General features: G+C 72.3%; 28 protein-coding genes. 19 read left to right on the top strand and 9 right to left on the bottom strand.

Features of this window, described 5'->3' with window-relative positions; genetic code table 11:
* Positions 1-15 precede the first annotated feature (15 nt).
* Complete coding sequence (locus BA062_RS22675; protein ID WP_425452939.1) at positions 16-1,287, top strand: cytochrome P450; 1,272 nt, start codon at positions 16-18, stop codon at positions 1,285-1,287.
* Between the two features lie 9 nt (positions 1,288-1,296).
* On the opposite strand, the gene BA062_RS22670 is transcribed toward BA062_RS22675, so the two are convergent.
* On the bottom strand, positions 1,297-1,593 hold the full coding sequence (locus BA062_RS22670; RefSeq protein WP_110339934.1) for a MoaD/ThiS family protein: 297 nt from the start codon (positions 1,591-1,593) through the stop codon (positions 1,297-1,299).
* Positions 1,590-2,705 (bottom strand): WD40/YVTN/BNR-like repeat-containing protein, encoded by a 1,116-nt coding sequence (locus BA062_RS22665; protein ID WP_110339932.1) that lies wholly within the window; start codon positions 2,703-2,705, stop codon positions 1,590-1,592. Before BA062_RS22665 ends, BA062_RS22670 begins: the two co-directional genes overlap by 4 nt.
* Before the next feature lie 249 nt (positions 2,706-2,954).
* Here BA062_RS22665 and BA062_RS22660 point away from each other — a divergent pair, with 249 nt between their 5' ends.
* The 4 genes from BA062_RS22660 (at position 2,955) to BA062_RS22645 (ending at position 6,986) form a co-directional block, all read left to right on the top strand.
* The gene (locus BA062_RS22660; protein WP_245959955.1) at positions 2,955-4,568 is read left to right on the top strand and encodes a sensor histidine kinase; all 1,614 of its coding nucleotides are present in this window, start codon (positions 2,955-2,957) and stop codon (positions 4,566-4,568) included.
* A gap of 214 nt (positions 4,569-4,782) precedes the next feature.
* Positions 4,783-5,394 carry a GAF and ANTAR domain-containing protein gene (locus tag BA062_RS22655; RefSeq protein WP_146240062.1) on the top strand — a complete coding sequence of 204 codons (612 nt, stop codon included), beginning with the start codon at positions 4,783-4,785 and terminating at the stop codon, positions 5,392-5,394.
* Entirely contained in the window at positions 5,391-6,110 is a 720-nt protein-coding gene (locus BA062_RS22650) for a GAF and ANTAR domain-containing protein (RefSeq protein ID WP_110339926.1), read from the top strand. The genes BA062_RS22655 and BA062_RS22650 overlap by 4 nt, the downstream gene beginning before the upstream one ends.
* A 45-nt stretch (positions 6,111-6,155) precedes the next feature.
* Positions 6,156-6,986, top strand: a complete 831-nt coding sequence (locus tag BA062_RS22645) for an HpcH/HpaI aldolase/citrate lyase family protein (RefSeq protein ID WP_110339924.1) — start codon at positions 6,156-6,158, stop codon at positions 6,984-6,986.
* A 13-nt stretch (positions 6,987-6,999) separates the two neighbouring features.
* Here BA062_RS22645 and BA062_RS22640 read toward each other — a convergent pair whose 3' ends face one another.
* The 3 genes from BA062_RS22640 to BA062_RS22630 all read right to left on the bottom strand — a co-directional run bounded on the left by BA062_RS22640 (position 7,000) and on the right by BA062_RS22630 (position 9,483).
* A complete protein-coding gene (locus tag BA062_RS22640; protein WP_210406963.1) occupies positions 7,000-7,740 on the bottom strand; it encodes a GNAT family N-acetyltransferase in 741 nt (246 codons plus the stop codon).
* Complete coding sequence (locus BA062_RS40270) at positions 7,737-8,654, bottom strand: cobalamin-binding protein (protein ID WP_110339920.1); 918 nt, start codon at positions 8,652-8,654, stop codon at positions 7,737-7,739. Before BA062_RS40270 ends, BA062_RS22640 begins: the two co-directional genes overlap by 4 nt.
* Positions 8,655-8,742: 88 nt before the next feature.
* A complete protein-coding gene (locus BA062_RS22630; RefSeq protein ID WP_146240061.1) occupies positions 8,743-9,483 on the bottom strand; it encodes a hotdog family protein in 741 nt (246 codons plus the stop codon).
* 443 nt (positions 9,484-9,926) lie between these two features.
* Here BA062_RS22630 and BA062_RS22625 point away from each other — a divergent pair, with 443 nt between their 5' ends.
* The 5 genes from BA062_RS22625 (at position 9,927) to BA062_RS22605 (ending at position 14,529) form a co-directional block, all read left to right on the top strand.
* The gene (locus BA062_RS22625; RefSeq protein ID WP_110339916.1) at positions 9,927-12,281 is read left to right on the top strand and encodes a sensor histidine kinase; all 2,355 of its coding nucleotides are present in this window, start codon (positions 9,927-9,929) and stop codon (positions 12,279-12,281) included.
* Between the two features lie 65 nt (positions 12,282-12,346).
* Positions 12,347-12,775, top strand: coding sequence for a roadblock/LC7 domain-containing protein (locus BA062_RS22620; protein ID WP_110339914.1), 429 nt, complete (start codon positions 12,347-12,349; stop codon positions 12,773-12,775).
* Complete coding sequence (locus BA062_RS22615) at positions 12,772-13,158, top strand: DUF742 domain-containing protein (protein WP_110339912.1); 387 nt, start codon at positions 12,772-12,774, stop codon at positions 13,156-13,158. The genes BA062_RS22620 and BA062_RS22615 overlap by 4 nt, the downstream gene beginning before the upstream one ends.
* On the top strand, positions 13,139-13,726 hold the full coding sequence (locus tag BA062_RS22610; RefSeq protein WP_110339910.1) for a GTP-binding protein: 588 nt from the start codon (positions 13,139-13,141) through the stop codon (positions 13,724-13,726). The genes BA062_RS22615 and BA062_RS22610 overlap by 20 nt, the downstream gene beginning before the upstream one ends.
* Positions 13,723-14,529: an MHYT domain-containing protein gene (locus BA062_RS22605; RefSeq protein ID WP_110339908.1), complete on the top strand. Its 807-nt coding sequence runs from the start codon at positions 13,723-13,725 to the stop codon at positions 14,527-14,529. Before BA062_RS22610 ends, BA062_RS22605 begins: the two co-directional genes overlap by 4 nt.
* Positions 14,530-14,647: 118 nt before the next feature.
* Here BA062_RS22605 and BA062_RS22600 read toward each other — a convergent pair whose 3' ends face one another.
* The 3 genes from BA062_RS22600 to BA062_RS22590 form a co-directional block, all read right to left on the bottom strand.
* Entirely contained in the window at positions 14,648-15,517 is an 870-nt protein-coding gene (locus tag BA062_RS22600; protein ID WP_110339906.1) for an LLM class F420-dependent oxidoreductase, read from the bottom strand.
* Positions 15,518-15,598: 81 nt separating this feature from the next.
* Positions 15,599-15,961 carry a VOC family protein gene (locus BA062_RS22595; RefSeq protein ID WP_110339904.1) on the bottom strand — a complete coding sequence of 121 codons (363 nt, stop codon included), beginning with the start codon at positions 15,959-15,961 and terminating at the stop codon, positions 15,599-15,601.
* A gap of 19 nt (positions 15,962-15,980) precedes the next feature.
* Complete coding sequence (locus BA062_RS22590; protein ID WP_110339902.1) at positions 15,981-16,433, bottom strand: VOC family protein; 453 nt, start codon at positions 16,431-16,433, stop codon at positions 15,981-15,983.
* A 79-nt stretch (positions 16,434-16,512) separates the two neighbouring features.
* Here BA062_RS22590 and BA062_RS22585 point away from each other — a divergent pair, with 79 nt between their 5' ends.
* The 7 genes from BA062_RS22585 to BA062_RS22555 all read left to right on the top strand — a co-directional run bounded on the left by BA062_RS22585 (position 16,513) and on the right by BA062_RS22555 (position 22,422).
* Positions 16,513-16,926 (top strand): MerR family transcriptional regulator, encoded by a 414-nt coding sequence (locus tag BA062_RS22585; protein ID WP_110339900.1) that lies wholly within the window; start codon positions 16,513-16,515, stop codon positions 16,924-16,926.
* Positions 16,923-17,282: a thioredoxin gene (gene trxA, locus BA062_RS22580; protein ID WP_110339898.1), complete on the top strand. Its 360-nt coding sequence runs from the start codon at positions 16,923-16,925 to the stop codon at positions 17,280-17,282. Before BA062_RS22585 ends, trxA begins: the two co-directional genes overlap by 4 nt.
* Before the next feature lie 72 nt (positions 17,283-17,354).
* Positions 17,355-17,843 carry a glutathione peroxidase gene (locus BA062_RS22575; protein WP_110339896.1) on the top strand — a complete coding sequence of 163 codons (489 nt, stop codon included), beginning with the start codon at positions 17,355-17,357 and terminating at the stop codon, positions 17,841-17,843.
* Between the two features lie 371 nt (positions 17,844-18,214).
* Positions 18,215-20,050: a hypothetical protein gene (locus BA062_RS22570; RefSeq protein WP_110339894.1), complete on the top strand. Its 1,836-nt coding sequence runs from the start codon at positions 18,215-18,217 to the stop codon at positions 20,048-20,050.
* Between the two features lie 70 nt (positions 20,051-20,120).
* The gene (locus BA062_RS22565; protein WP_110339892.1) at positions 20,121-21,920 is read left to right on the top strand and encodes a hypothetical protein; all 1,800 of its coding nucleotides are present in this window, start codon (positions 20,121-20,123) and stop codon (positions 21,918-21,920) included.
* A gap of 5 nt (positions 21,921-21,925) precedes the next feature.
* Complete coding sequence (locus BA062_RS22560; RefSeq protein ID WP_110340467.1) at positions 21,926-22,144, top strand: hypothetical protein; 219 nt, start codon at positions 21,926-21,928, stop codon at positions 22,142-22,144.
* Between the two features lie 29 nt (positions 22,145-22,173).
* Positions 22,174-22,422, top strand: a complete 249-nt coding sequence (locus BA062_RS22555; RefSeq protein ID WP_110339890.1) for a hypothetical protein — start codon at positions 22,174-22,176, stop codon at positions 22,420-22,422.
* A gap of 79 nt (positions 22,423-22,501) precedes the next feature.
* Here the strand turns inward: BA062_RS22555 and BA062_RS22550 are convergent, their stop codons facing one another.
* On the bottom strand, positions 22,502-23,773 hold the full coding sequence (locus tag BA062_RS22550) for a YeeE/YedE family protein (RefSeq protein WP_110340465.1): 1,272 nt from the start codon (positions 23,771-23,773) through the stop codon (positions 22,502-22,504).
* A 131-nt stretch (positions 23,774-23,904) separates the two neighbouring features.
* Here BA062_RS22550 and BA062_RS22545 point away from each other — a divergent pair, with 131 nt between their 5' ends.
* Both BA062_RS22545 and BA062_RS22540 read left to right on the top strand, forming a co-directional pair.
* Entirely contained in the window at positions 23,905-24,915 is a 1,011-nt protein-coding gene (locus tag BA062_RS22545) for a Gfo/Idh/MocA family protein (RefSeq protein WP_210406962.1), read from the top strand.
* Between the two features lie 86 nt (positions 24,916-25,001).
* Complete coding sequence (locus tag BA062_RS22540) at positions 25,002-25,946, top strand: ArsR/SmtB family transcription factor (RefSeq protein ID WP_110339886.1); 945 nt, start codon at positions 25,002-25,004, stop codon at positions 25,944-25,946.
* The last annotated feature ends 22 nt before the right edge of the window (positions 25,947-25,968 follow it).

The following is a 25,968-nucleotide window of genomic DNA, read 5'->3' as shown; positions in this document are numbered from 1 at the left end:
GGTAACGTCGTTTTTGTGGGGAATCTCCGTACACGCATCGTGTCTTGGGTCACGCGCAGATATCTGGCCAGAGCACAGAAGAAAGGCCTCGACCTCTCGAAGCTCGCGATCCTGCCCGACGCCGCGCTGATGCCGCTCAAACGCGACGCGCTCGACCCCGTGCCGGAGCTCGGCCGGGCCAGGGAGCAGACCCCGGTCACGAAGCTGCCGGTGCCGTTCGGTCTGAACCTCTGGCTGGTCAGCGGCTACGAGGAGGCCAAGGCGGTGCTGGGCGACGCCAAGGCGTTCAGCAACGATTTCGAGCACCTCGTCGGCAAGGCGGACGGCGCCGAGCAGAACCCGGGCGGTCTCGGGTTCGCCGATCCGCCCGTGCACACCCGGCTGCGGCGCCTGCTGACGCCGGAGTTCACGATGCGGCGGCTGTCCCGGCTCAAGCCCGGCATCGAGGAGGTCGTCAACGAGCGGCTCGATCTGATGGCGAAAGCCGACGGCCCCGTGGACCTGGTGGAGGAGTTCGCGCTGCCGATCCCGTCGCTGGTGATCTGCGAGCTGCTCGGCGTGCCCTACGAGGAGCGGGACGCGTTCCAGCACCTCGCCGTGGCGCGGTTCGACCTCTTCGGCGGCGCGGGCGCGTCGCTGGGCGCGATCTCCGAGTCGCTGGAGTACCTGCTCGGCGTGGTCCGTGAGCAGCGGAAGAACCCCGGCGACGGCCTGCTCGGCATGATCATCAAGGAGCACGGCGACGAGGTGGACGACCGGGAGCTCGCCGGGCTCGCCGACGGCGTGCTGACCGGCGGGTTCGAGACCACGGCCAGCATGCTCGCGCTCGGCGCGCTGGTGCTGCTGCAGGATCCCGAGTCGTTCGCGAAGGTGCGCGACGACGACGAGTCCATCCACGGTTTCGTGGAGGAGCTGCTGCGCTACCTGACCGTCGTGCAGGTGGCGTTCCCGAGGTTCGCGCGCGAGGACGTGGAGATCGGCGGCCAGTCGATCAAGGAGGGCGACATGGTGGTGGTGTCGCTGTCGGGCGCCAACCGCGACGACGTGCTCGGCCAGGCCATGGGCGGCTTCGACGGCACGCGGGTGCCCGCGAAGCACCTGGCGTTCGGTTACGGCGCGCACCGCTGCATCGGGGCCGAGCTCGCGCGCATGGAGCTGCGGTCGGCCTACCCCGCGCTGGTGCGCCGGTTCCCGGAGATGCGGCTGGCCGTGAGCCCCGACGAGCTGGAGTTCCGCAAGGTCTCGATCGTCTACGGCGTGGAGAAGCTGCCGGTCACGCTGCGCTGAGCGGCCGGCTCAGCCGCCTGCCATCGCGCCGACGACCAGCAGCGGCTCGACGCCGTCGGTGACGGCCCTCGGCAGCGGGGTGTCCGGCGGCTCGTGGGAGAGATCCTCCTCGCACGCGAAGAAGCGGACGAACGCGCGGCGCCGGTGCGTGACGTGGTCGCGGATCGTGCCGCGCAGCACGGGGTAGCGCTCCTCGAGCGCGTCGAGGACACCGCCCACGGTCGCCGGTCCCGCGAGCTCCAGCCGCACCTCGCCCTCGACGCGCGCGAGGTTGCGCAGGTGGGTGGGCAGCACGACGCGGATCATGGCAGCGTCTGCACCTCCACCGAGAGCACGGCGGGCAGGTCGCGCACGATGGGTGCCCAGCTGTCCCCGGCGTCGGCCGAGGCGTAGACCTGGCCGCCCGTGGTGCCGAAGTAGATGCCGCAGTCGTCGAGCGTGTCGACGGCCATCGCGTCGCGCAGCACGTTGACGTAGCAGTTCTCCTGCGGCAGGCCCTTGGTGAGCGGCTCCCATTCGCCGCCGCCGGTGCGGCTGCGGTACACGCGCAGCCTGCCGTCGAGGGGGAAGTGCTCGGAGTCGCTCTTGATCGGCACGACGTACACGGTGTCGGGCTCGTGGGCGTGGACGTCGATGGGGAAGCCGAAGTCGGTGGGCAGCCCCTCGCCGATGTCGTACCAGTGCTCGCCGCCGTCGTCGCTGCGCATGACGTCCCAGTGCTTCTGCATGAAGAGCACGTCGGGGCGGAACGGGTGGATCGCGAGGTGGTGCACGCAGTGGCCCACCTCGGCGTCGGCATCGGGGATGCCCTCCGAGCGCAGGCCCTTGTTGATGGGCCGCCACGTCTTGCCCCCGTCATCGGTGCGGAACGCGCCCGCCGCGGAGATGGCCACGTAGAGCCGGGCCGCGTCCCTGGGGTCCTGCACGATCGTGTGCAGGCACATGCCGCCCGCGCCGGGCTGCCACGACGGCCCCGACTCGTGGGTGCGCAGTCCGGGCAGCTCCTGCCAGGTTCGCCCGCCGTCGCCGGAGCGGAACAGCGCCGCGTCCTCGACCCCGGCGTAGACGGTGTCGGGGTCGGTCAGCGACGGCTCCAGGTGCCAGACGCGCGCGAACTCCCACGGGTGCTGCGTGCCGTCGTACCACTGGTGCGTGCCGGTCTCGCCGTCGTAGGTGAACTCGTTGCCGACGGGGTTCCACGTGGTGCCGCCGTCGTCGGAACGCTGGACGACCTGGCCGAACCAGCCGCCGGACTGGGACGCGTAGAGGCGGCGGGGATCGGCGGGCGAGCCCTTGAGGTGGTAGATCTCCCAGCCCCCGAACAACGGGCCCCGCACGTCCCAGTTCTTCCGCGCACCGTCCGAGGTCAGCACGAACGCTCCCTTGCGGGTGCCGACCAGAACCCGTACCGACGTCATCTCTCGTCCCTCCCGTTCCACGCGCGACGGGTCGCACGCTAACGGCTGAACTTGTGAAAAACAAGTACGGTTCGGTGAGTGGTGTCCTGGTCCGTGGCGGTGATACGCCGTTGTCCAGGGCGGACGCAGTGATTAGGTTGTCGGTATCGCCCCAGACCCCGGCGTGTCAGCGATTCGCACCTGCCTTCGGGAGCGCCGTAGAGCATGTCCGGCAGATCGGAGTCTTCCGCGCGGCACCGTCCCCACTCGGTGTCCGACGCACTCGCCGGGCTGCGGCTCGACGACCTGCTCGCGGGCGTCCAGCAGCGGCTGACCGAGCTGAGCAGCGCGGGGGACCGGCTGCAGGCGCTGCTCGCCGCCGTGCTCGCGGTCGGTGCGGGCCTCGAACTCGACTCGACGCTGCGGAGGATCGTCCGCGTGGCCGCCGAACTCGTCGGGGCCGGGTACGGCGCGCTGGCCGTGCGCGGTGAGGAACCCCGGTTGCTGTCGGAGTTCACCCGTGAGCCGGACGGCGCCGCCAGGGTGCGGTCCGGGGAACCGCCGAGCGGGCCGGGCGTGCTCGACGTACCGGTCCGCGTTCGCGACGAGGTCTTCGGCAACCTCTACCTGGCCGGCAAGAAGGACGGTGGCAGGTTCACCGCCGACGACGAGATCGTGCTGAGGTCGCTGGCCGCCGCCGCGGGCGTCGCGGTGGAGAACGCGCGGCTTTTCGAACACTCCCGCATGCGGGAACGCTGGTTCGAGGCCACCGGCACGATCAACGCGACGATCCTCGCGGACGCCGACGTCCACGAGACACTGCACCTCATCGCCGAACTGGCCAAGGAGGTGGCCGGTGCCGACGTGACCCTGATCGTGCTCGGCCGGGACGGCGGGCGCCTGACGATCGCCGCGGCGGCGGGGGAGCGGGCCGGCCTGCTGGCAGGCGGGAGCGTCTCCGGGACCGACCCCGTGGTGGGCGATGTGCTGCGCACGGGCGAGACGAAGCTGGTCGCCGACCTCAACGCGGTGCCGCGGGCGGAACGCGCCATGCTCGGCTCGGAGTTCGGCCCCGCGGTGGTGGCGGCGATGCGCAAGGCAGGTGACACCGGTGGCGTGCTGCTCGCCGCGCGCCGTCAGGGTGCTCCCCGGTTCGGGGCCGATCTGCTGACCGTGCTGTCGTCCTTCGCGGCGCAGGCCACCGTCGCGCTCGAGTTCACCGGCAAGCAGCACCGCGAACGTCAGCTCGCGGTGCTCGCCGACCGGGACCGCATCGCCCACGATCTGCACGACCACGTCATCCAACGGCTGTTCGCGACAGGCATGGTGCTGCAGGGAACGCTGAAGCACGTCAAGGACGGCCACGCCGTGCACCGGATCACGTCCGCGGTGAAGCAACTCGACGAGATCGTGCAGGAGATCCGCACGTCCATCTTCGACCTCCACACCTCGGACGGCGGAGCGAAGCCGAGCAGCGTCCGGCGAAGGCTGCTCGACGCGGCGGCGGAGGTCTCCGAGGACACGCCGGTCACACCGTCGATCCGGATCAGCGGAGCGGTGGACACCCTCGTGCCCGACGAACTGACCGGCCATCTGGAGGCCGTCGTCCGGACGGGGCTGCGGCACGCGCTCCGGCACGCGTCGGCGAGCTGGGCCAGGCTCCACGTTCAGGTGGGGCACGACGCCGTGGTCGAGGTCGCGCACGACGGCTCCGGAAACGGTTTCGACGAGCACGGACTCGCTGACCTGCGGGTGCGGGCCGCGGCCTGCGGAGGTGCCATGGTGCTGGCGCCCGGTGCCGCCGGTGAGACCGTCCTGACCTGGCGGGCACCCCTGCCCGGACAGGGGGCGGCACGAGTTCCGCCCAGCTCGCCGGACGGGTGATAGGTTCCGGACATCAAGCGCCCGTGTTCAGACCGGAGCACCGTGGCGGGATAGGCGGAAAGTGGTCAACGATCGCGCGGCGCGCGTGTGGGAGACCGTCATGCGGCACGCGGAGCAGGACGGGGCGACACCTTCTCTGCGCCATGTCTGCGCCGCGTGCGCGGAGGCGCTTTCCGCGGCCGGGGTCGGTTTTGCCCTGACGAGTAGTGTGGGCATGTTCGAGCCGGTCAGCGGCACCGATCCGAAGGTGGACGAGCTGGAGGAGCTGCAGGCGACCGTGGGCGAAGGACCCGGTTGTGAAGCGCTGGTGTCGGGGGAGCCCGTCCTGGTCGATGATCTCGCGTCCCCCGGCAGCGTGACGCGCTGGCCCGTGTTCGCCCCGGCGGCCGTCGACCGCGGCGTTCGCGGGATGTTCAGCTTCCCCGCCGGCCGTGGTGCCGTCCACGTCGGTGTACTGGAGGTCTTCCGCGACGTCACCGGCCCGTTGTCGCCGCGAGACCTCGGCGACGCCTTCGCCTACACCGACCTGGCGATGCTGCTGGTGCTCGACAGCAGGGGCGGCATCGCGGCCTCCCCCGCCGAGTCCACCGTGCGCACCGGGGACGGGGAGGCCGTGCTGCACAGCGCCGAAGTGCACCAGGCGGCCGGAATGTTGTCCGTACAGCTGGGAATTCCCGTGGTGGACGCACTGCTGCGACTGCGTGCACGCGCGTTCGCCCAGAACGTTCGCTTGACCGAACTCGCGCGCTCCGTGGTCGCGCGCGAGATCAGCTTCGGCCCGAACGGCGGAAGTGTTTCGGATTCCGATCTGGAGGGCAGCGCATGACCGCATCGCAACGACAGGTCGCCCACGTGTTCGTGGAGCTGGCCGACACACTGGTCGACGACTTCGACCTCCTCGCCTTCCTGCATCTGCTGGCGACCCGCTGCAAGGACACGCTCGAGGTGGACGCGGTCGGGGTCCTGCTCGCCGACCACAACGGAACGCTGAACACCGTCGCGGCGTCGAGCGAGCGGGCCCGGCTGCTGGAGCTGTTCCAGCTGCAGAACGACGAGGGGCCCTGCCTCGACTGCTACCGCGGCGCCGCTCCCGTGCACGCTGCCGACCTGGCGGCGGAGCGCGGTCGCTGGCCTCGGTTCGTCGCGGTGGCCGAGGCCGAGGGCTTCGCGTCGAGCCACGCCCTGCCCCTGCGCCTGCGGGACGACGTGATCGGTGCCCTCAACATCTTCGGTACCAGGCCGGGCAGGCTGGCGGACGAACTGCTCGCGATCGGGCAGGCCCTCGCGGACATCGCCACCATCGGCATCCTGCAGGAACGCACGGCGCGTGATCGTGGGCTGCTCGCCCGGCAGCTGCAGGCCGCGCTCGACAGCCGGATCCTCATCGAGCAGGCCAAGGGCGTGCTCTCGGAGCGACTCGGATCGGGTGTCGACGAAGCCTTCGCCGTGCTGCGCGACTACGCCCGCAGCCACAACCGCAGGCTGCGTGAGGTTGCTCGCGCGGTCGTGGACAACGATCCCGGGGTCACCGACATCGCGTAGCGTTCACCGCGCTGGGTATCGGTGACACGTGAAGGGACATGCTCGATGCGGTTGAACGACGTCGCGTCCGCACGCACTCTGCTGTTCGTGCCGGGGCACCGGCCGGACCGGTTCGGGAAAGCGGCGGCCGCGGGCGCCGACGGTGTGGTGCTCGACCTCGAGGACGCCGTGGGCGCGGACGACAAGGACACCGCGCGGGAGCACGTCCGGGCCTGGCTCGCCGAGGGCAACGCGGCCGTCGTGCGCGTCAACGGCGCCGACACCGAGTTCCACGACGCCGACCTCGCCGCGCTCGCGGGGCTCGCGACCGTGGTGATGCTGCCGAAGGCCGAGCACGCGCGCGACGTCACCGCCGCCGCCGCGGTGCTGGGCTCGGGCACCGGTGTGGTGCCGCTCGTGGAGACCGCGGACGGGGTCCTGCGGGCTCGCGAGATCTGTGCCGCGCCCGCCGCGGTGCGGCCCGCGTTCGGCAGCATCGACCTCGCCGCGCAGCTCGGCGTCGACCCCGACTCGCACACCGCGCTCGCCACCGCGCGCTCCACGCTCGTGCTGGCCGCGGCGGGCGCGGGCTGCGCGCCGCCGCTGGACGGCGTCACCGCCAAGCTCGACGACGAGGCGAGACTGGTCGCCGACACCGAGCACGCCGTCGAGCTGGGCTTCACGGGCAAGCTGTGCGTGCACCCCCGGCAGCTGGCGCCGGTGCACGCCGCGCTGGCGCCCGCCGAGGAGGAGCTGCGCTGGGCCCGCGAGGTGCTCGCGGTCGCCGAGCAGGGCTCCGTCGGCGTGTACGAGGGCACGATGGTCGACCGCCCGGTGGTGCTGCGCGCGGAGCGGTTGCTGAGCAGGGCCGGGCTCTCCGGCGCCGGTGCCGCGTGAGGGTGCTGCCCGCTCAGGCCGCGACGCGGTAGTGGTAGGCGCAGACCTCGGTGAAGCCGGCGTGCTCGTAGACCCGCAGTGCTGCGTCGTTGTCCCGCTCCACCTGGAGGTACAGCTCGCTCGCGCCCTGGCTCGCCGCCCAGCGGGCCAGGGCGGCGAGCACCGCGCGGGCCGCGCCCCTGCCACGGGCCCTGGGCAGGGTGGCCATGCCGAACAGCCCGGCCCAGCCGGTGTCGGCGGCGGCGCGCCCCACGGCGACGACCTCGCCGTCGTGCAGCGCGCAGGCGAAGCCACCCGGCTGCCGCAGCCGGGCGAGCAGGTCCCGTTCGGTGCGCGGGTCGCCGCCGTCGCCGTGCACGGCGTGCCAGACGGCGAACCATGCCGGGCCCGGCCGGTTCTCGACGCGCACCTCGAGCGGGCCGTCCGTGCCGGCCAGCACGCGCGCGACCGGCGCGGTCCGCAGCGACATCGGGCTTTCGCGGCGGTAGCCCCGCGCGGCCAGCGCCGCGTCGAGCCCGCCGGGGCACGCGCCGGGGCTGAGCTGGAACCGCGTGGTGGCACCGCGTTCGGCGTAGAACGCCTCGGCCCTGGCGATCCGGCTCGCGAGGTCCCCGGGCTCGCCGTGCGGCAGCACCGAGCCCGCCCACCAGGACGCCCCGCGCGTGTGGCGCAGCCACCATCCGCCGTCCCGTTCGACGTGCTCGGCGGGCAGCGCGCGGGCGGCCCGTTCCTGCAGCTCCCGCACCACGGTCACCGCGCGGTCCCTTCGATCCGGCGGGCTTCGGCCCCGGTCACGGGCTCCGGCGGCTCGACGCCGTGCAGCACGAAGGCCAGCACCTCGGCCCCGCGGACCACGCGCGGGCCGGGGCGGTTGAAGTAGGCGGGCCCGTCGAGCACCCACACCGCGCCGTCGCGCACGGCGGGCAGGTCGCCCCAGCCCGGCTGTCCGGTGAGCAGGTCCAGCTCGGCAAGGGTGCGTTCCGGCGTGAACCCGCATGGCAGCACCAGCAGCACGTCCGGCCGCGCGTCGAGCACCACCTGCCAGGACATCGGCGTCGTGTGCTCACCGGGCCGGGCCAGCAGCGCCGTGCCGCCCGCCGCCTCGATCTGCTCGGGCACCCAGTGGCCCGCGGGCCACAGCGGGTCCAGCCACTCGATCGCGACCACCCTCGGCCGGGGCAGCCCGGCCACCCGCTCCCGCACCGTGTCGAGCCGTGCGCGCAGCCCGGCGATCCTCCGCCCGGCGACGTCGGCGCAGCCCAGCGCCTCGCCCACGACGCGCAGCGAGTCCAGCACCTCGGGCAGCGTGCGCGGCTCCAGGCTGAACACCCGCGGCCCGGACTCCAGCACCCGCACGGCGGCCGACACCTGCGCGTAGGACACGGCGCAGACGTCACACAGGTCCTGGGTGAGCACGACGTCCGGCGCGAGCCTGCCGAGCAGCTCCGTGTCCACTGTGTACAGTGCGGAGCCTTGGTGGGAACCGCCGACCGCGGCGGAGATCTCCCTGCTGCCCAGGTGCGCGCCGATCTCCTCGCCGGTCACCACCGGCACCGAGGCCACCTCGGCGGGCCAGTCGCACTCGTGCGTGCGCCCGACGAGGTCCTCCAGCCTGCCCAGCTCGGCGACGATGTCGGTGGCGGCGGGCAGCAGTGAGACGATCCGCATCGGCTCAGGTTAGGCCGCGCCCCGGCGGCCCGGCCAGGATCTGCTGGACAGCCCGGCCGGGCCGGGCTCGGCCGTGGGGTCCGGGCGGTCAGACCGCACCGCGGCCGGCCGCGAGCTCGCGCGCGTGCTCGATGAGCAGTGCGATCGCTCTCGTCAGCCGCAGGTACTCCTCGCCGTCGCCCCGTACGTCGAAGGGCCCGGGCACGGTCTGCGCGAGGTCATCGCCGGGCCCGGTGAGCAGTTCCGTCCAGGTCCGCTCGCTCGCGCCGAGCGTGAACGTCGCACCGTGCGGGGTCCGCTCGGCCGCCTGGATCACCGCGCCGCGGTACACGCGCAGCTGCACCTCGTCGTCGCCGCAGCGCAGGCCGATCGTGCCGTCCCAGTTCCCGGTGGCCGAGGTGAACCGGTCGTCCTCGCCGAGCCGGGCCGCCAGCGCCCCGGCCCACGCCGGGGTGCAGAACGCGCGGCCGGCCGGGTCGGGGCCCTCGGCCCGCGCGGGCACGAGCACGGTGACACTGCCGTCGCGCACCGTGCGCCCGTGCTCGTCCACGAGCACGCCGTGCCGCGTGACGATGCCGTTCTCGCCGCCGGTGGTGCGGCGGCAGCGGGTGACGGTCTGTTCGAAGCGCAGCGTGCTGCCCGCCCTGATGGGCGCACGGTAGTGCCAGCACGCGTCGAGGAGCAGGCCGCCGGATTGCTGGAACAGCGCGCTGAGCGCGCCGGGTCCGAAGTGGCCGAGGTCGGCGGGATCGTCGGCGGAGAGCTGCCGGGGCTCGCCCGAACATCGCTGCCCCACCTCGAAGTCCTCGAGGTACCGGTGGGTGGTCATGGTGCTCCAATGCGGCCGGGTGCCCTGCGACACGAACGATCGTTCCCATCGCCTCATGGCTGCTTTCCGGGCAAGTCGCAGCTGCCCGCCGGGTCGTTGCGGCCGGTGGGCGACGAGCTGCCGTCCACACCGGACCGGCCGTCTTCGGTGCGGCCGTGAGGAACCCGCACCTTTCCGGTGTTCACCTCGCCAATGTTTTTCCAACCCGCTTCGCCGGCGAAGCCGACCGTTCTTCACCGGTATTGCGGCATTCGGCGGAACGCGGTTCTGAAAAAGTTGCTCCATGCCGCGAATTCGACTTCCCGCCTTGACAAAGGAATCCCGCTGCGGTTGTCTCCTCGTGACTGATCACCTGGGGACTCGTCGCTGAGTACGCGCGGCGAGAAATTGCACGGAATTCGTGAGACATACCCTTACGGCAAACTGGGCGGGCCACGGAGAACATGGACGATACAGCGCCGAGATCTCCTCGGCAGGCCGGCGCGTCGTGGCATCCGAGGGCGTGGAGCCTGCGGATGAAGATCGCGGTGGTGCTGCTGCTCCCGGTCGTCGTCGCGCTGGTGCTGGCCGGTCTTCGCGTGCAGGCCGCACTGGACGAGGCCGGCAGGCTCAGCGCCGTGCGCGACCAGCTGCCCGTGCTGCGCGGCACCGTCGAGCTGGCCGAGCTCGTCGCCGACGAGATGGTCACCGCCTCGGCCCAGCCCGGCAGCGGGGCGCTGCGGGCGAGCATCGACGAGGTCGACGCGAAGGTCGCCGAGGTGCAGCGCGACGCCGAGTTCGCAGGGCTGCCCGCGGACACCGGGCGCGAGCTCAACACCGCGCTCGGCGGGCTCACTGGACTGCGCACGGCGGACGGAGCCTCCGGCGATCCCATCCTGCTCACCGACGGCTACCGGGACCTCGTCTTCACGCTCAGCGAGCTCGTGCCCGGGCTGATCGCCGGAGCCGGGAGCAGCGACCTCGACGCGACGGCGGCCACCACGCGCTCGATGATGCAGCTGCGCATGAACCTCGCCGTCGAGGAGGCGTTGCTCAACTCGGCGCGGCCGGGGCCGTCCGACCGGACGACGCTCGCGGCCGCGAACCGCGTCGCCGCCGAGGAAACCGTGCTGAGCAACCAGATCCAGCGTGGCATGTCACCGGAGGAGGCGGAGCGCTTCCAGGCGGTGATCGCGTCGGCGGCCGCCCGGCAGGACGCGCTGCGCAACGCGCTCACCGACGTCCGCATCGCCGACTTGTCGGCGCTGGCAGCGCCGCTCTCGCGCGAGGCGGCGGCGCTCGACGACCTGATCGGCGGGCTCGAGGACTCGCTGTCGGCGACGGTGACGGAGCGGACCAACGAGGGCCGCTCGGAGGCATTGCGCGACACCGCGCTCGTGTTCGCCGCGCTGCTCGGTGCGCTGGCCATCGCGCTGCTCGTGGCCCGCTCGCTGGTGTGGCCGGTGCGCACGCTGCATGCCGCGGCGCTCGACGCCGCGCGGCGCACGCTCCCGGCGACGATCGAGCGCGTGCGCGCGGGCGAGCAGATCGACTGGCGCGAGGTGGAGACCGTCGGCGTGGAGGGCGACGAGGAGATCGGCCAGCTCGCGCGCGCCTTCGACGACATGCGGCGCCAGGCGGTGCTGCTCGCCGGCGAGCAGGCGGAGCTGCGCAAGCAGGTCGGCGAGATGTTCATGACGCTCTCGCGGCGCAGCCAGTCGCTCGTGGAGCTGCAGCTGAGCGTGATCGAGGAGCTGGAGTCCGACGAGCGCGACCCCGGCAGGCTGGAGGAGCTGTTCCGCCTCGACCACCTCGCCACCCGCCTGCGCCGTAACGGCGAGAACCTCCAGGTCCTCGCCGGCGGTACGCCGTCGCGCCGCGACCACGGCCCGGTCTCGGCCATCGAGGTGCTGCGCGGGGCCACCTCCGAGGTCAAGGACTACCGCCGCATCACGGTCGTCAACGCCCCCAACGGGTCGGTGCGTTCGCACGTCGCCGCCGACGTCGTGCACATCCTCGCCGAGCTGCTGGAGAACGCGATCCGGTTCTCCCCTCCGGAGGAGAAGGTGGTGCTCACCGCCGACCGGGGCTCCGACGGCGGGCTGCTCGTCGAGGTCGTCGACCACGGGCTCGGGATGACGCCGGAGGACCTCGCCGACGCCAACCGCAGGCTCGCCGCGGGCGACGCCGTCAGCCCGGAGACGACGCGGCGCATGGGCCTGTTCGTGGTGGGCAGGCTCGCGGCACCGCATCGCGTCACCGTGCGCCTGCGGCCGACGATGGCGAAGGCGGGCCGCTCCGGCATCACCGCGAGCGTGCACGTGCCGGGCGAGCTGGTGCTCGCCGACGGTGTGCGTGAGCCGGCGCTCGCGGCGAACGGCTCGCGGCGCGGTGCACCCGCGGACCCGGTCGCCGAGCCCATGCTCGGCCGCGACCGGTCCGTGCCGCCGCCGACCCGCACGCCGATCTACGAGAACGTGGTGTCGAACTGGTTCGCCGAGTCGCCGGTGAGTCCGGGGCCGGACCGGCCCGCCGCGAACTGGAAGAGCCCCGTCGACGAGACCAGACGCGCCGCGGAGAGCGCGATCGAGGCCCCGGTCCCGGCGCAGCTGACCCCGGCGGGGCTGCCGACGCGCACACCGGGGGCCCAGCTCGCCCCCGGCGCCGCCGCGCCGCGCACGCGCACCGGGCCCGCCACGGGATTCCGCGATCCCAACGCCGTCAGGAACAACCTGGCCCGGCACTACAACGGCATGCGCGCGGCCCGGCTTCGCGCCGACTCCGGCACGGCCCCGGAGGGAAAGGCGGACCCACGATGACGAACGACACCGGCGCAGCCGCGGGGCGGACCGTGCCCGGCCTGCCGCGACGACGGGGAGGAACCATGACGGAAGCCACCACCGCCTCGACGGCGCAGAGCACCGGCTGGCTGGTGTCGGCGTTCACCGAGGAGGTCGCGGGCGTGGCGCACGCCGCGCTGGTGTCGGCCGACGGGCTGCTCGTGGCGGCCGACAAGAACCTGCCCAAGGACAGGGCCGACCAGCTCTCCGCGATCGCCTCCGGGCTCTCCAGCCTCGCGGTGGGCACCGCCGACCTGTTCACGGCGGGCCGGGTGGTGCAGTCGGTGATCGAGATGGAGCAGGGGTTCCTGCTGCTGATGAGCGTCGGCGACGGTTCCAACCTCGTCGTGCTCGCCGGTTCCGGTTGCGACATCGGCCTCGTCGGCTACGAGATGACCCTGCTCGTCGACCGTGTCGGCAAGATGGTCGACACGCCGATGCGCCGTCCTCCGGCGCACCAGGCCAGGCCGTGAGTGAGGCCGACCGACCCGGCTTCCGGCGCGAGCAGAGGTCCGCGCCGTCGCTGGCGCGTCCCTACGCGTGGACCGAGGGCCGGACCCGGCCGATCATCGAGCTCGCCATCGAGGCACTGGTGCAGACCACGCCGGAGGGCCACGCCGTGCCCTACAACCGCGCGAGTCCCGCGTCGATGGTGACGCAGCTGTGCCTGCGGCCCCGGTCCGTGGCCGAGATCGCCGCCCATCTGTCGGTGCCGCTGGGCGTGGCGAGGGTCCTCGTCAGCGACCTGCTCGGCGCCGGGTACGTGCTCGTTCGCGACACGCTGGGCGAGGACGCGAGCTGGGACGAGCGCCACGACCTGCTCGAAAGGGTCCTCAGTGGACTACGCACCCTCTGAGGCCGGCCAGGCCGCGTCGGCGAAGATCGTGGTCGCCGGCGGGTTCGGGGCCGGCAAGACCACGTTCGTCGGCGCCATCTCCGAGATCGTGCCCCTGCGCACCGAGGCGGTGCTGACGGCGGCCGGTATCGGCGTCGACGAGAACAGGGCCGTGCCCGGCAAACTGTCCACCACGGTCGCGATGGACTTCGGCCGCATCACGCTCGCCGACGACCTCGTGCTGTACCTGTTCGGCACGCCGGGCCAGCACCGGTTCTGGTTCATGTGGGACGACCTGGTGCGCGGCGCCATCGGCGCGGTCGTGCTCGCCGACACGCGCAGGCTCGCCGACAGCTTCGCCGCCATCGACTTCTTCGAGTCGAAGGGGCTGCCGTTCGTGGTGGCCGTCAACGAGTTCCACGGAGCCCGCAGGCATCCGGTGCCGGAGGTCAGGGAGGCGCTCGCGCTCGCGGCCGACGTCCCGGTGCTCACGTGCGACGCGCGGTCCACGGAATCCACCAAGCAGGCGCTGATCGCCGCGAGCGAGCACGCCATCGCGCAACTGCGCGCGGAGAGGAGCCGGCGATGAGCCACGACGTCCTGCACTTCGAGATGGGGGCGTGGCTGATGGTGCTCGCCTACCTCACCTCGGTGGTGGGCTGCACCCTCGGCCTCGCCTGCACGCTGCAGGCCCGCCACGCGCGGGCGCCGAAGATCCGGCTGGCGTGGCTCGGGCTGGCCGCCCTCTCCATCGGCGGCACCGGCATCTGGGTCATGCACTTCATCGCGATGCTCGGCTTCTCCACGCCCGGCATGCCGGTGCGCTACGACATCGCGCGCACGATCCTCTCCGCGGTGCTCGCCGTCGCCGCCGTGTTCCTCGGGCTGCTCGCGTTCGGCGCCCGGTCGCGGTTCTCGTGGTGGCGGCTGGTGGCCGCCGGCGTGATCACCGGGCTCGCGGTGAACCTCATGCACTACACGGGAATGTGGGCGGTGCAGGTGAAGGGCGAGATCGGCTACCACGCCGGGCTGGTGCTGCTCTCGATCCTCATCGCCGTCGTGGCGGCCACCGCCGCGCTGTGGTTCACGGCGGCGACGAGGAGGCTCGTGCACCGCTTCCTCGCCGGGCTCGTGATGGGTGTGGCGGTGACGGGCATGCACTACACGGGCATGGCCGCGGTCCGCGTGAACCTCGACATGGCGGCGCCGGACCCGGCCGGGGTGGAGGTGTTCTCGTTCCTCTTCCCGGTGTTCGTGCTCGCGGCGATCGCGATGGCCGTGCCGATCTGCGCGGTGCTGATGGCCCCGGCGCCCGGCGAGCGCGACGAGGAGCCGCCCGCGGGGACACCGGAACCCCACGCTCCCGCCCGCTCCGGGATCGCCGTGCGGTGAAGGCCACCTTCACTGCGTTCAACCGGCGCAGCGCCTCCGCTTGGGTGGTGGGGGAGACGAGCGGGCGCAGGCAAGGTGGCCTTCACCGCGGTTGGGTGGCCGCGTCAGTGCCCCGGTGCTAGCTCAGCTCGGCGAGCTTCGGCACCACGGGCGCCACCCGGTCGATCCACGCGGCGGGTGCGCCGCCGGGAGGCATGACGATCGCGGTGTGCACGCCCAGTTTCGCGAACGGCGCCATCGCGCGCACGAACTCGTCGCCCTCGTCCGGCCGCGGATCGTGCACCAGCACCGTCTTGCGGATCTCGTCGTAGTCGCGGCCGACGTCGTCGCAGTGCCGGCGCAGCACGTCGAGCTTGTGCTCCACCTCCTCCGGCGAGGATCCGAACAGGTTGCACGCGTCCCCGTACCGGGCCACCAGGCGCAGCGTCTTGCGCTCGCCGCCGCCGCCGATGAGCACGCGGGGCCGGTGCACCGGCTGCGGGGAGCAGAGCGTCTCGGCCAGCCGGTAGTGCTGGCCCTCGAAGGGTCCGTTGTTCTCCGGATCCCACATCTGCCCGCAGATGCGCAGCGTCTCCTCCAGCCGCTCGAACCGCTCCGCGACCGGCGGGAACGGCACGCCGAGGCCCTGATGCTCGCGCTCGTACCAGGCGGCGCCGATGCCCAGCGCGGCCCGTCCCCCGGAGAGCACGTCGAGCGTGGTGACGATCTTGGCGAGCAGCCCGGGATGCCGGTAGGTCACGCCGGTGACGAGCAGACCCAGCTCGATCGTGGACGTGTGCGCGGCCAGGAAACCGAGCGTGGTGTAGCCCTCCAGCATGTGCGCCTCGGCCGGGAGGCCGACGGGCTCGATCTGGAAGAAGTGGTCCATGAACGACAGCCAGGTGGCCCCCGAGCTTTCCGCCGCGGCGCCCACCCTGGCGAGCTCACCGGCGATGGCGGTGTTGCCGCCGTCGATCTCGAAGTTCGGCACGTGGAAACCGAGCTCCATGAAAATCCCCTTTACCCGTAGACGAATCCTCCCGTCACGCTAGATCCTGGAGCGCGCTCCAGGTCAACTCCGGATCGGACCTCAGCCCTTGTCGACGACGCAGAAGCGGTTGCCGTCCGGGTCGGCCAGCACGACGAAGTCGGGGTCGGCGGGGTAGCGGTCCCAGTCCACGCGCGTCGCACCGAGGCTCAGCAGCCGCTCCACCTCGGCCGCCTGATCCTGGGCGTAGAGGTCGAGGTGCACGCGGGGATGGCGCTGCACCTGCGACATGCTCTTGCCCAGCGCGATCCCGGTGCCGCCGCGATCGGGCGGCACCAGCACGGCCCACGTGTCGTCGGGCTCCTCGCGCAGGACGAAGCCGAGCGCGGCCGTCCAGAACCGGATCGCGCGGGGGACGTCGTCGACGCCGAGTACCACGGTGCCGAGGGTGAGTGGCGCGTTCATGCGTTCACCGTGCCAGGCGTCAGCCCCGCGCCGCGGCCTCCAGCGCGGCCACGTCCAGCTTCCGCATGCCCAGCATGGCGTCCATGGCCCGCCGGGCCCGCTCGGGGTCGGGGTCGTTGAGCAGCTCGAGCTGCCTGCGCGGCACGATCTGCCAGGACACCCCGTAGCGGTCCTTGAGCCAGCCGCACTGTCCCTCTTCCCCCTCCGCGGTGAGCGTGTTCCACCGCTCGTCGACCTCGGCCTGCGAGTCGCAGGTGACGAAGATCGAGAAGGCCTCCGTCGGAGGGAACTGCGGCCCGCCGTTGAGTGCGACGAACCGCTGGCCGTCGAGCTCGAAGGTCACGAACAGGACCTTGCCGTCGGGGCCTCTGGTCACCTCGCCGACCTTCGAGCCGGGCACGAGGGACACGTAGTAGCCTGCAGCCTCCTCAGCCTGGTCGGTGAACCACAGGAAGCTCGAAATCCTGCTCATCGTCGTTCTCCTTCGTTGTGTGACCTGTGCCACATTCCAGGTTGCCTTGACGCTGACGTCAATCCTTAGGCTCGCTCTCATGCGAATCGGCGAGCTCGCCCGGCGGGCGGGGACGACGACCAGGGCACTGCGCTTCTACGAGTCGCAGGGACTGCTCACGGCGCCCAGGGCCGCGAACGGCTACCGGGAGTACGGCGAGGAGCACGTCCGCCTTGTCGGCGAGATCCTCACGTTGCAGGCCGTGGGGCTGAGCCTCGACGACACGAGGCCGTTCGTCGGGTGCCTGCGTGCCGGGCACGAGACGGGCGACTCGTGCGCCGACTCGATCGAGGTCTACGAACGCAAGCTCGCCGAGGTGGACGCGCTGCTGACCCAGCTCGGCGAGGTGCGCTCGGGCCTCGTCGCCAAGCTCGCGTCGGCGCTCGCGCGCCGCCCGCTGCCCTGTGTCGTGCCCGGCAGCGCGCCACCACCGAACGAACAGGAGAGCCGATGACCACGGCAGACGTGACCGGCGAGGTGCTCGCCGTGACCGACGAGACCTTTCGCGCCGAGGTGCTCGAGCGGCCGGGGCCCGTGCTGGTGGACTTCTGGGCGCAGTGGTGCCCGCCGTGCCACATGATCGCGCCGGTGCTCGCGCAGCTCGCGGCCGAACGCGCGGGGTCGCTGACCATCCGCAAGATCAACAACGACGAGAACCCGTTGACCGGACGCGACTATCAGGTCATGTCGCTGCCGACGCTGATCCTGTTCCGGGACGGGCGCCCGATCCGGACGATCGTGGGCGCGCGGCCGAAGGCCCGCCTGGCCGCCGAGCTGGACGACGCACTGAACCCGCCACGACCGCAGTGAAGGCCACCTTCACTGCGTTGAACGCAGTGAAGGTGGCCTTCACTGCGGGGTGCCGCGGGTAGGGTCGGGATCATGTCGGTTTCCGAGATCGAACTGCGCACCCTTTCCGGCGACCCCGCGACGCTGGGCGGGCTGGGCGCCAAGGCACTGCTCGTGGTCAACGTGGCATCCCGGTGCGGCCTGACGCCGCAGTACGAGGGGCTGGAGCGGCTCCAGCGGCGCTACGCCGACCGCGGCTTCTCGGTGGCGGGCTTCCCGTGCAACCAGTTCATGGGGCAGGAGCCGGGGACCTCCGAGGAAATCGCCCAGTTCTGCTCGGCCACCTACGGTGTGAGCTTCCCGATGTTCGAGAAGATCGAGGTCAACGGCGAGGGCAGGCATCGCTTGTATGCCGAGCTCGTGCGTGTGCCCGACGCCGAGGGCGCCGCGGGCGACGTGCAGTGGAACTTCGAGAAGTTCCTCGTCGCGGGCGACGGCGAGGTGCTCGCGCGCTTCCGGCCCCGCACCGAGCCCGAGGCGGCCGAGGTCGTCGACGCCATCGAGGCCGCGCTGGGCCGGTGACACCGGCGGGGCGCCACCCCACTGTCCTCTTTGTACTCGCCGCGTCCGGCCGGTCATACCGGCGGGGCGCGGCATTTCTTTCAGTAAGAACCCAACCCTTTTTCACTCGTTCGCGTTAATCCCAATCTTTGACATCGAATTGACAGCCGTTAACCGGGGCCGCCATGATCCCGCGCATGGCGATCTCGTTCGCGCATTTTGTGCGAGTGTTTGTCGAATTCCGGCAGCGACGGGCTTCCCCACCTCCGAGGCCGCCTGAGTGTTTCTTTCCGAGCGGAACAATTTCCCGTTGATCCGCTCGTTCCTCGTCGCGCCCCGGGGTCGGCGCGGCAATTCATTTCAACGGTTGTCCTGAGAACCGGAGAGTTCGAATGTCAAGGAAATCGCCCCTGTGGCGAAAAGGGCTGACAGGTGTGCTCGCGGCGGTGCTCGCCGCCGGGGCACTCACCTACACGGGGTCCGGCGCCGGCGCCTATGCCGATGTCGACGTGTTCACCGACGCGAAGACCGCCGCCGACGGCAATCGGTACTGGGTGGAGAACCATGTCGTGTCCGACGTGGCCCGCAGCGCCGCACAGGAGGGCCAGCGCAAGAAATGGCTGCTGGTGTGGGCCGGTGACGAGAACATCGCCGACACCGTGGTGAAGGACGTCAAGAACCTCCCGGGCACCATCGCGGGCGGGCTGAACAAGGTGAAGAACGCCTTGCCCGGCCCCGACTTCCTCGCCGTCATCGACGCGACGCCGGGATCGTCCACGTACGGCAAGGTGGTGAACACCGCGACCGTCGGGCCGCTCGTGGAGAACGAACCGCACCACATGCAGTACGTGTGGCACAAGGGCGACACGATCTACGCGGGCGCGCTGTTCGCCGCGGCCACCTACGCGTTCGACGTCAGCGCCCTGCCCGAGCTGAAGCTCAAGGGCATCAGCCTGCCGACGCAGACGCTGGGCGGCTCCGTGCCCGACGCGTACTGGGTGCTCGAGGACGGCACCGCCTACGGCACCTACATGGGCGGGCCGGTCGCCCCCGGCCCCTACACCTACGAGAACGGTCAGACCGTGCTGAGCAACGGTTTCGCGGGCAGCCCCGGCGCCGTGATCCGGTTCGACGAGAACGGGCAGGTGCTCTCGCAGACGTCCGCGGCGACGCCGCAGGGCGACAACGAGAAGCTGTGCGAGAACCTGCCCACGCTCGGTCAGGCCACGTGCGCCAACCCGCACGGCATCCAGGCGCGCGAGGACCTCGACACGCTCGTCACGAGCGACTACGCCGAGCCGAGGAACATCATCCTCGACCCGGTCAAGCAGCCCTCGCCGTACCTGCGCAGGCCGACCGTCCGCACGTGGGACATCTCCGACCGCAACGCGCCGAGGCTCAAGTCGGTCTCGTACTTGCCGGACGGCCCGCGCGCCGCGAAGGCCGACCCGCTCTACGCCGAGAGCCGCGCCGTCATGGAGACCACCGTCACCAACCTGCCCGGCCACAAGGGTGCGTTCGCCCAGACCATGCAGGGCGGCGCGGTGTTCTACACACCGGACATCACCGCGCCCGCGCCACGCTGGACGCAGGTGTTCGACGACGGCGCCGCGAGCAAGAGCATCTACCCCGGCAACGACAGCGTCGGGTCGAGCTCCAACGGCGGGTGGATCCAGACGAGCCCCGACGACCGCTTCCTCTACCGCGCCATCACCGGCAGGCAGAAGGGCACGCTCGGCCCCGACGACCCGGGGGCGACCGGCGGTGTCTACGTGCTGGACATCCAGAAGCTGCTCGCGGCGGGCACGGACTTCGAGTGCAGGATCGACACGATCACCGAGTCCGAGCAGGGCGGTGCCGAGGCCGACTGCCCGACCGTCGCGGGCGCGGCGCCGATCAACCCCGGCACGCCGGGAGCGGGCCCGCACTGGGGCGCCTACGACAACTTCGTGCTCGACGACGACGGCCTGTACACGGAGACCGACCGCCCGACCCGGCTCGCGGTGTCCAACTACTTCGTCGCGCGGTCCGGTTTGGACGGTGACCACAAGGTCAACATGCTGAACCTGGGCGAGGACGGCAGCGTCGCGGTCGACGAGAACTTCCGCGACGAGTTCACCGGGCAGGTGGGCATCAACTTCAACCGGAAGTCCTGGCCGCACGGCGACTTCGGCAACGCGAAGCCGCACTCGGAGCTGTTCGTCGTCGCCGACGCGGACGTGAAGTAGCCGGATCACCGGGGTCGCGGGTGCCGGTCGCGGCATCCGCGACCCCCTGGAACAACGGGAAGAACCCCTCATGGATCACGGTCCCCACGCGAGCACCGGCTCCGCCGCCGTCGACCTGACGGCGCTGCTGATCCGGCTCGTCCTGCTGCTCGGCACCGTGCTGGTCGCCGGAACCGGGCTGCTCAGGCCCTCGGTCGCCGCGCCGTCGCGCCGGGTGGTGCTCGCCACCGGCGCGGCGGGCGGCCTCGCCGCCACGCTCGCGATCGTCTCGGTGCCCGTGCTGGGTGTGAACGTCGTCGGCGGCGTGGTGCATGCGGCGCTCACGCTCGCCGTCCCCCTCCTGCTGGGCAGGCCGCCGCTGGCCCGCTGGGTGTCGGCCGCGCTGCTGCTGCTCGTGGTGCTGGAGACCGCGCTCGGCCGCTCCGGGCCCGAGTTCGCCGTCGACACGGTCTACGTCGGCGGGGCCGCGGTGTGGCTGGGCGCCGCGCTCGTGACCCTCGGCGCGAACCGCTCGGCGTGGCGCGGTTCGTCGGTGCGTCCAGGGCCGCTCGCGCTCACCCTCGGTGTGCTGCTGACGGTGGCCGGGCTGGTCCGGTTCGGGCTGTCCGGGCTCGGCGCCGACCGGCGCCTGTACGAGACCGCGTTCGGCCTCCTGCTCGCCGCTGTGATCGTCCTGCCCGCCGCGGCGACGGTCGTCGCCGTGCTCGTCCTGCGGCGGCAGGACGGCCCCGGCCGTGCGTACCGGCTCGGTGCGGCCGGGATCGCCGCCGCCTTCGTGGCGTGGAGCGCGCTCGCCGTCGTCCCGGAGCCCGCCGAGCTGCCCACGCCCGGGGTGCCGCTGCTCGCCACCGTGTCGGTGCACGACCGGGACGTGCCCGTGCTCGTGAGCCCGCAGCGGCCGGGCCGCAACCTCGTGCACTTTCCCGGCAGCGCGGGCGAGGGTCTCGTCGTCGGCGTCGAGGGCGGGCTGTCCGAGCCCGCCGTGCTGCGCTCGGGCGCAGGCGGTACGTGGGCCGAGGTGGACCTGCCGCCGGGTCGCAGTGAGCTGGTGATCCGGCACGACGGCGACGAGGACTCGGTGGAGGTCGACGCCGGTGAGGAGCGCGGACCCGAATCCGCGTCCGGTGTGGACGGTCCCGAATGCGCCACGGCGGCGCTGGGCGGGCTCGTCGCCGGTGCCAGGGCCGTGCTCGGCGCCTGCCCTGCCGACACGCTGTCGGAGGACGACGCCGACGCGCTGCGCAAGCAGATCGGCTTCCTCGCCGACCACGGCACGCCCGCGATCACCCTGGCCGGCGACGAGTCGCCGAGGGGTGTCGCCGCGGCGGCCGCCGTACGCGAGGAGGCCGGCCGTCGCGGGCTGCCGGTGCTCGCCGAACCCGCGGCCGACGCCGCGCTCGTGGTCGTGGGCGGCTGGGAGGCCGCGCACACGGCGACCACGCGGGCGGCGCGGCTGCAGCAGGTGGCCCCGACCTACGTCTACGGCATCCAGCTCGCGCCGTGGCTGCTCACGAGCCCGGTGGTGAACTCGGTGGCGACGTCGTCGGTGCCGCTGCGGTTCGATCCGCGCGAGGAACGGGCGGTGAGCTTCACGGTCCGGCTCGGCAACGCCTTCGGCGGGGAGCGCCCGACGCTCGGCGGCTACCTCGCGTGGCTCGCCGCGCAGGGTCAGCAGCTGAGCGGCGAGGTGAGGGTGTTCGCGTCGGCGCAGGTCAACGCGATGCCGATGAATCCGGGCACGCCTCACGCGCCGGGCATGGCGATGACGGGCGAGGGCGCGGGCCACTGGATCGAGCACGGCACGGTCGTGCCGGTGAGTCTTCCGCTCCTTCCCCTGGGCGGACAGCACGAGGAGAACGAGAGGAGGTGATCGTCATGACCGCGTTGACCAGGGCCGCGGCGCGCGTCGCCGCGTCGCTGGCGCTGACCGCCGGCGCGCTGGGACTGGCCGGTGGTGTCGCGGCGGCCGAGCCCGCCGCGCCGATCTGGCTGCTGCCCGGCGCCGACGTCGGCCCGCTGCTCGGCCCTGTGGCCGGTGTGCCGGCCGACGTGCTGGCGCCGATCTACAGCGTCCTGACCGTGCTCGCCGGCTGAATCCCTTGACCAGGAAGGAAAGTACCGTGATGAAGAAGACCCTCGCGCGAGGCGTCGCGACCGGGGCCCTCGCGGGCCTCGCGGTGGTGGGCGCCGCCGCGCCCGCACTGGCCGCCGCGCCGGGCCCGGCGCCGTCGGAGAGCGACGTCGTGATCGTCGACGAACCGGACACGAGCGACCTGCACAACGTCTACACCGTCGCTCCGCTGGGCGTTCCCGTGCTGGGCCTCATCCGATCGATCAACGCCGTCCCCGGCAAGCTCCTCCCCACCTTCTGAGGGAAACAGACGGCCCCCAAGGCCACCTTTGTTGCGTTCAACGCAACAAAGGTGGCCTTGGGGGCCAACTCGTCAGGGGTCAGCAGGCGCTGTCGGTGGGCTTCGGGGTGGCCAGGCCGAACAGGGGGCGCAGCTTGAGGCCGAGCCAGGTGCCGCCGAGCGCGAAGAGGCCCCACAGCCAGCCGTGCAGGCTGCCGGTGGAGATGCCGCCGAGGTAGGCGCCGATGTTGCAGCCACCGGCCAGGCGCGCGCCGATGCCCATCAGGATGCCGCCGAGCACGGCCGCGACCGCGGTGCGCCAGGGGATCTCGGCGCGGATCTTCCACGTGCCCGCCAGCGACGCGGCGACGGCGGCGCCGAGGATGATGCCGATGTTGGTGAGGCTGGTCTTCTCCGTCCAGATCGGACCCTCGAGCATCGTGGCGTATCTGGTCTGCTGCCAGAACTCCCACGTCTCCGGGTGCAGCCCGAACAGCTGCAACAGCTTGGCGCCCCAGAGGGCGAACGCCGTCGTGACGCCCCAGATGCCGCCGGAGACGAGCACCACCGCCGCGGCGAGCACGCCGAGCACCACCGCGCCGGCGAGCATCGGCCACGAGCCGCGGAACACCCGCGCGACACCGCGGGCCGTGGGCACGGCGCCCACGGGCGGCGGCGTCCGCCTGGCCTGGACCACTCTCGTTACGACCACGATCGCCAGCAGCGCCACGATGGTGATGGCCCACGAGCCGAACCAGCCGACGTGGTCGGAGAGCAGGACGCCCTCGACCTCGGGCCAGCCGTCGAACGCGGGGAACGCCCACGTGTAGAACACCGAGCCGATGACGAACCCGCCGAGCGTGAGCACGATCGTCGACTGCCCCGCGCCGACGGCGAACAGTGTTCCCGACGCGCAGGCGCCGCCGAGCTGCATGCCGATCGCGAACACCGTCGCCCCGAGGAAGAGCGGCAGTCCGATCGATCCCGCCGACAACTCCGGGCTCGCGCCGAAGAGTCCCGCGCCGGAGGAGGCGATGAGCGCGATCAGCGTGGTCGCGGTGCCGATCAGGAGCGTGTGCGCCCGCAGGCCCTCACCGTTGCCGACGGAGATCAGCTGCCGCCACGCCGACGTGAACCCGAAGCGGGAGTGGAACAGCGCGACGCCGAGGAACAGCCCGATGATCAGCAGCGCGCCGAAGCGCTGGCCGTGCACCGCCCACACGTACCAGCTGAGCCCCACGGCGAGTGCGCCCGCGATCACGAGCGGTACCAGCCGGACCGGCTCCTCGGGCGCCGGTTGTGGCGCCGCACACGATGTCGGTGATTTCAGGAGAAAATTACGTGCTGAAAAATTGTCCGTCGTTGCCGACACGAGCACTCCAAAACGGGGTCACTGTAGGAGAATCACCCGCCAGGTTATGTCACCGTGAATGGGTGGGGGAATCGGTCTCACGGTGTGGGCACCCCGGTCACCACGCTTCCGGGAAAAGGGAGGAGAAGCGCGTGGAACCGCTTCGCATCGGTGTGCTCGGCGCGGCCAGAATCGCCGAGACGGTCATTGTGGCGCCCGCCACGGAAACGGGGCAGCGATTGGTGGCCGTCGCCGCGCGCGACCGGGCGAGGGCGGAGGCGTTCGCCGCCCGGCACGGCGTGGAGCGGGTCCTCGGCGACTACGCCGCCGTGCTGGCCGACGACACCGTCGAGGTGGTCTACAACCCGCTCGTCAACGCGCTGCACGGGCCGTGGAACCTCGCCGCCGTGCGCGCGGGCAAGCACGTGCTGAGCGAGAAACCGTTCGCCTCCACCGCGGCCGAGGCACGGGAGGTGTTCGCCGAGGCACGGCGTGCCGGGCTCACGGTGCTGCCCGCGTTCCACTACCACTACCACCCCGTGGCCCGGCGGCTGCTGGAGCTGCTGGACTCCGGCGAGCTGGGCGAGCTGCGCGCGGTGGAGGCCGTCACGCTGATCCCGGCACCGGCCGAGGACGACCCGCGCTGGTCCTACGCGCTGGCGGGCGGCGCACTCATGGACGTCGGTTGTTATGGCCTGCACCTGCATCGGCTGCTCGCCCCGTGGGCGGGCGGGGCGCCGCGCGTGGTCACCGCCCGCGCGGGTGAGCGACGGGGCCGGCCCGGTGTGGACGAATGGCTGGAGGCCGCGCTGGAGTTCCCCCGCGGCGCGGTGGGGGAGCTGCGGTGCGGCATGGCCGCCCGGGAGGTCGTGTTCCGCTGCCGGGTCACCGGGTCCCGTGGCGAGGCCACCGCGGCGTCGTTCGTCCGGCCCGACTGGGACGACCGCGTCACGGTCGCCACCCCGGAGGGCACGCGCACCGAGCACCTCGGCCCGCGCTCCTCGTTCGCGTACCAGCTGGAGGCGTTCGCCGCGCACCTGCGTGAGGGCGCGCCGCTGGGCACCGGCGAGGGTGCCGAGATCGCGACCATGGAACTCGTCGACGACTGTTCCCGGGCCGCGGGCCTCCCGGTGCGGCCGAGGGCCACCGCACCGTTCGGGTGAACCTGGGCCGACGTGCCGTCACACAGCGCAGGAGCCTGTCAGTTTGAGCGCGGGGGATTGTCTGCGTCTTGGGGGAGGCGAGACGAATGCGGTTACGCATGGTGTTCGAACGCGACGATCTGCAGCGGATCCGGGTCGCCGACCGGCCCGATCCGATGTGGGAGCTGGTGCTGAGCCTGCACCGGGCTCGCGACGGCCTGCGGGCGGAGGCCAGTGAACGGCTGGACCGGCTCGGCCCGCTGTTCACCCTGGTGCCGCGGAGGGGGACCTTTCCGGACTTCCTGACGCCGGCCCGGCCGGTGACCGACATCGGCGAGGGCTGCGAGGCGGTCGCCTGCACGCCCCGGGCGCGGCTGCTGACCGACCTGCGTGCGGTGTTCGCGCGGCGGCCCGCACCGGGATGGGTGCGCGAGCTCGCCGACGGCGACCGCAGGTGGCGGCACCTCGTGGTCGCCGCGCTGCGGGAGGCCCACGACGCGCTCGTGGCGCCGCGGTGGCACGAGGTGTGCCGGATCGTCGCGGCCGACCGGGCCGCCCGCGTCAGAGCGCTCGCCCGCGACGGTGCCGGCGCGCTGCTCGCGAGCGTGCCGGGGGTCCTCGGGTGGAACGGCGAGGTGCTCGACATCGCCTATCCGGGCACCCGGACCCTGGAGCTCGCCGGGCGGGGGCTCACCCTGGTGCCGAGCTACTTCTGCGCGGGGCGGCCGGTGACGCTCGTCGACCACGACCTGCCGCCGGTGCTCATCTACCCGGCGGGCGACGGCGGCGGCGGGAACCCGTCGCCGGGCCGGCGCCTCGTCCCGCTGCTCGGCCGCACGCGCGCCGACTGCCTGCGGGCACTGACCACGCCGCTGAGCACGAGCGCGCTGGCGGCCCGCCTGGGCACGTCCGTCGGCACCGCGAGCAAGCAGGCCGCCGTGCTGCGGGAGTCGGGGCTGGTCGACAGCACGCGGGACGGCGGCGCCGTCGTCCACCACGTCACCGCCCTCGGTGAGGCGCTGCTCTCCGGCGAGGTGAGCGAGCCGGGGTGACGGGCGTCGCACCCCGGCCGGG

This window comes from Prauserella flavalba (assembly GCF_003202235.1).
Taxonomy (GTDB): Bacteria; Actinomycetota; Actinomycetes; order Mycobacteriales; family Pseudonocardiaceae; genus Prauserella_A; species Prauserella_A flavalba.
This window is presented reverse-complemented; position numbering and strand designations above follow the sequence as displayed.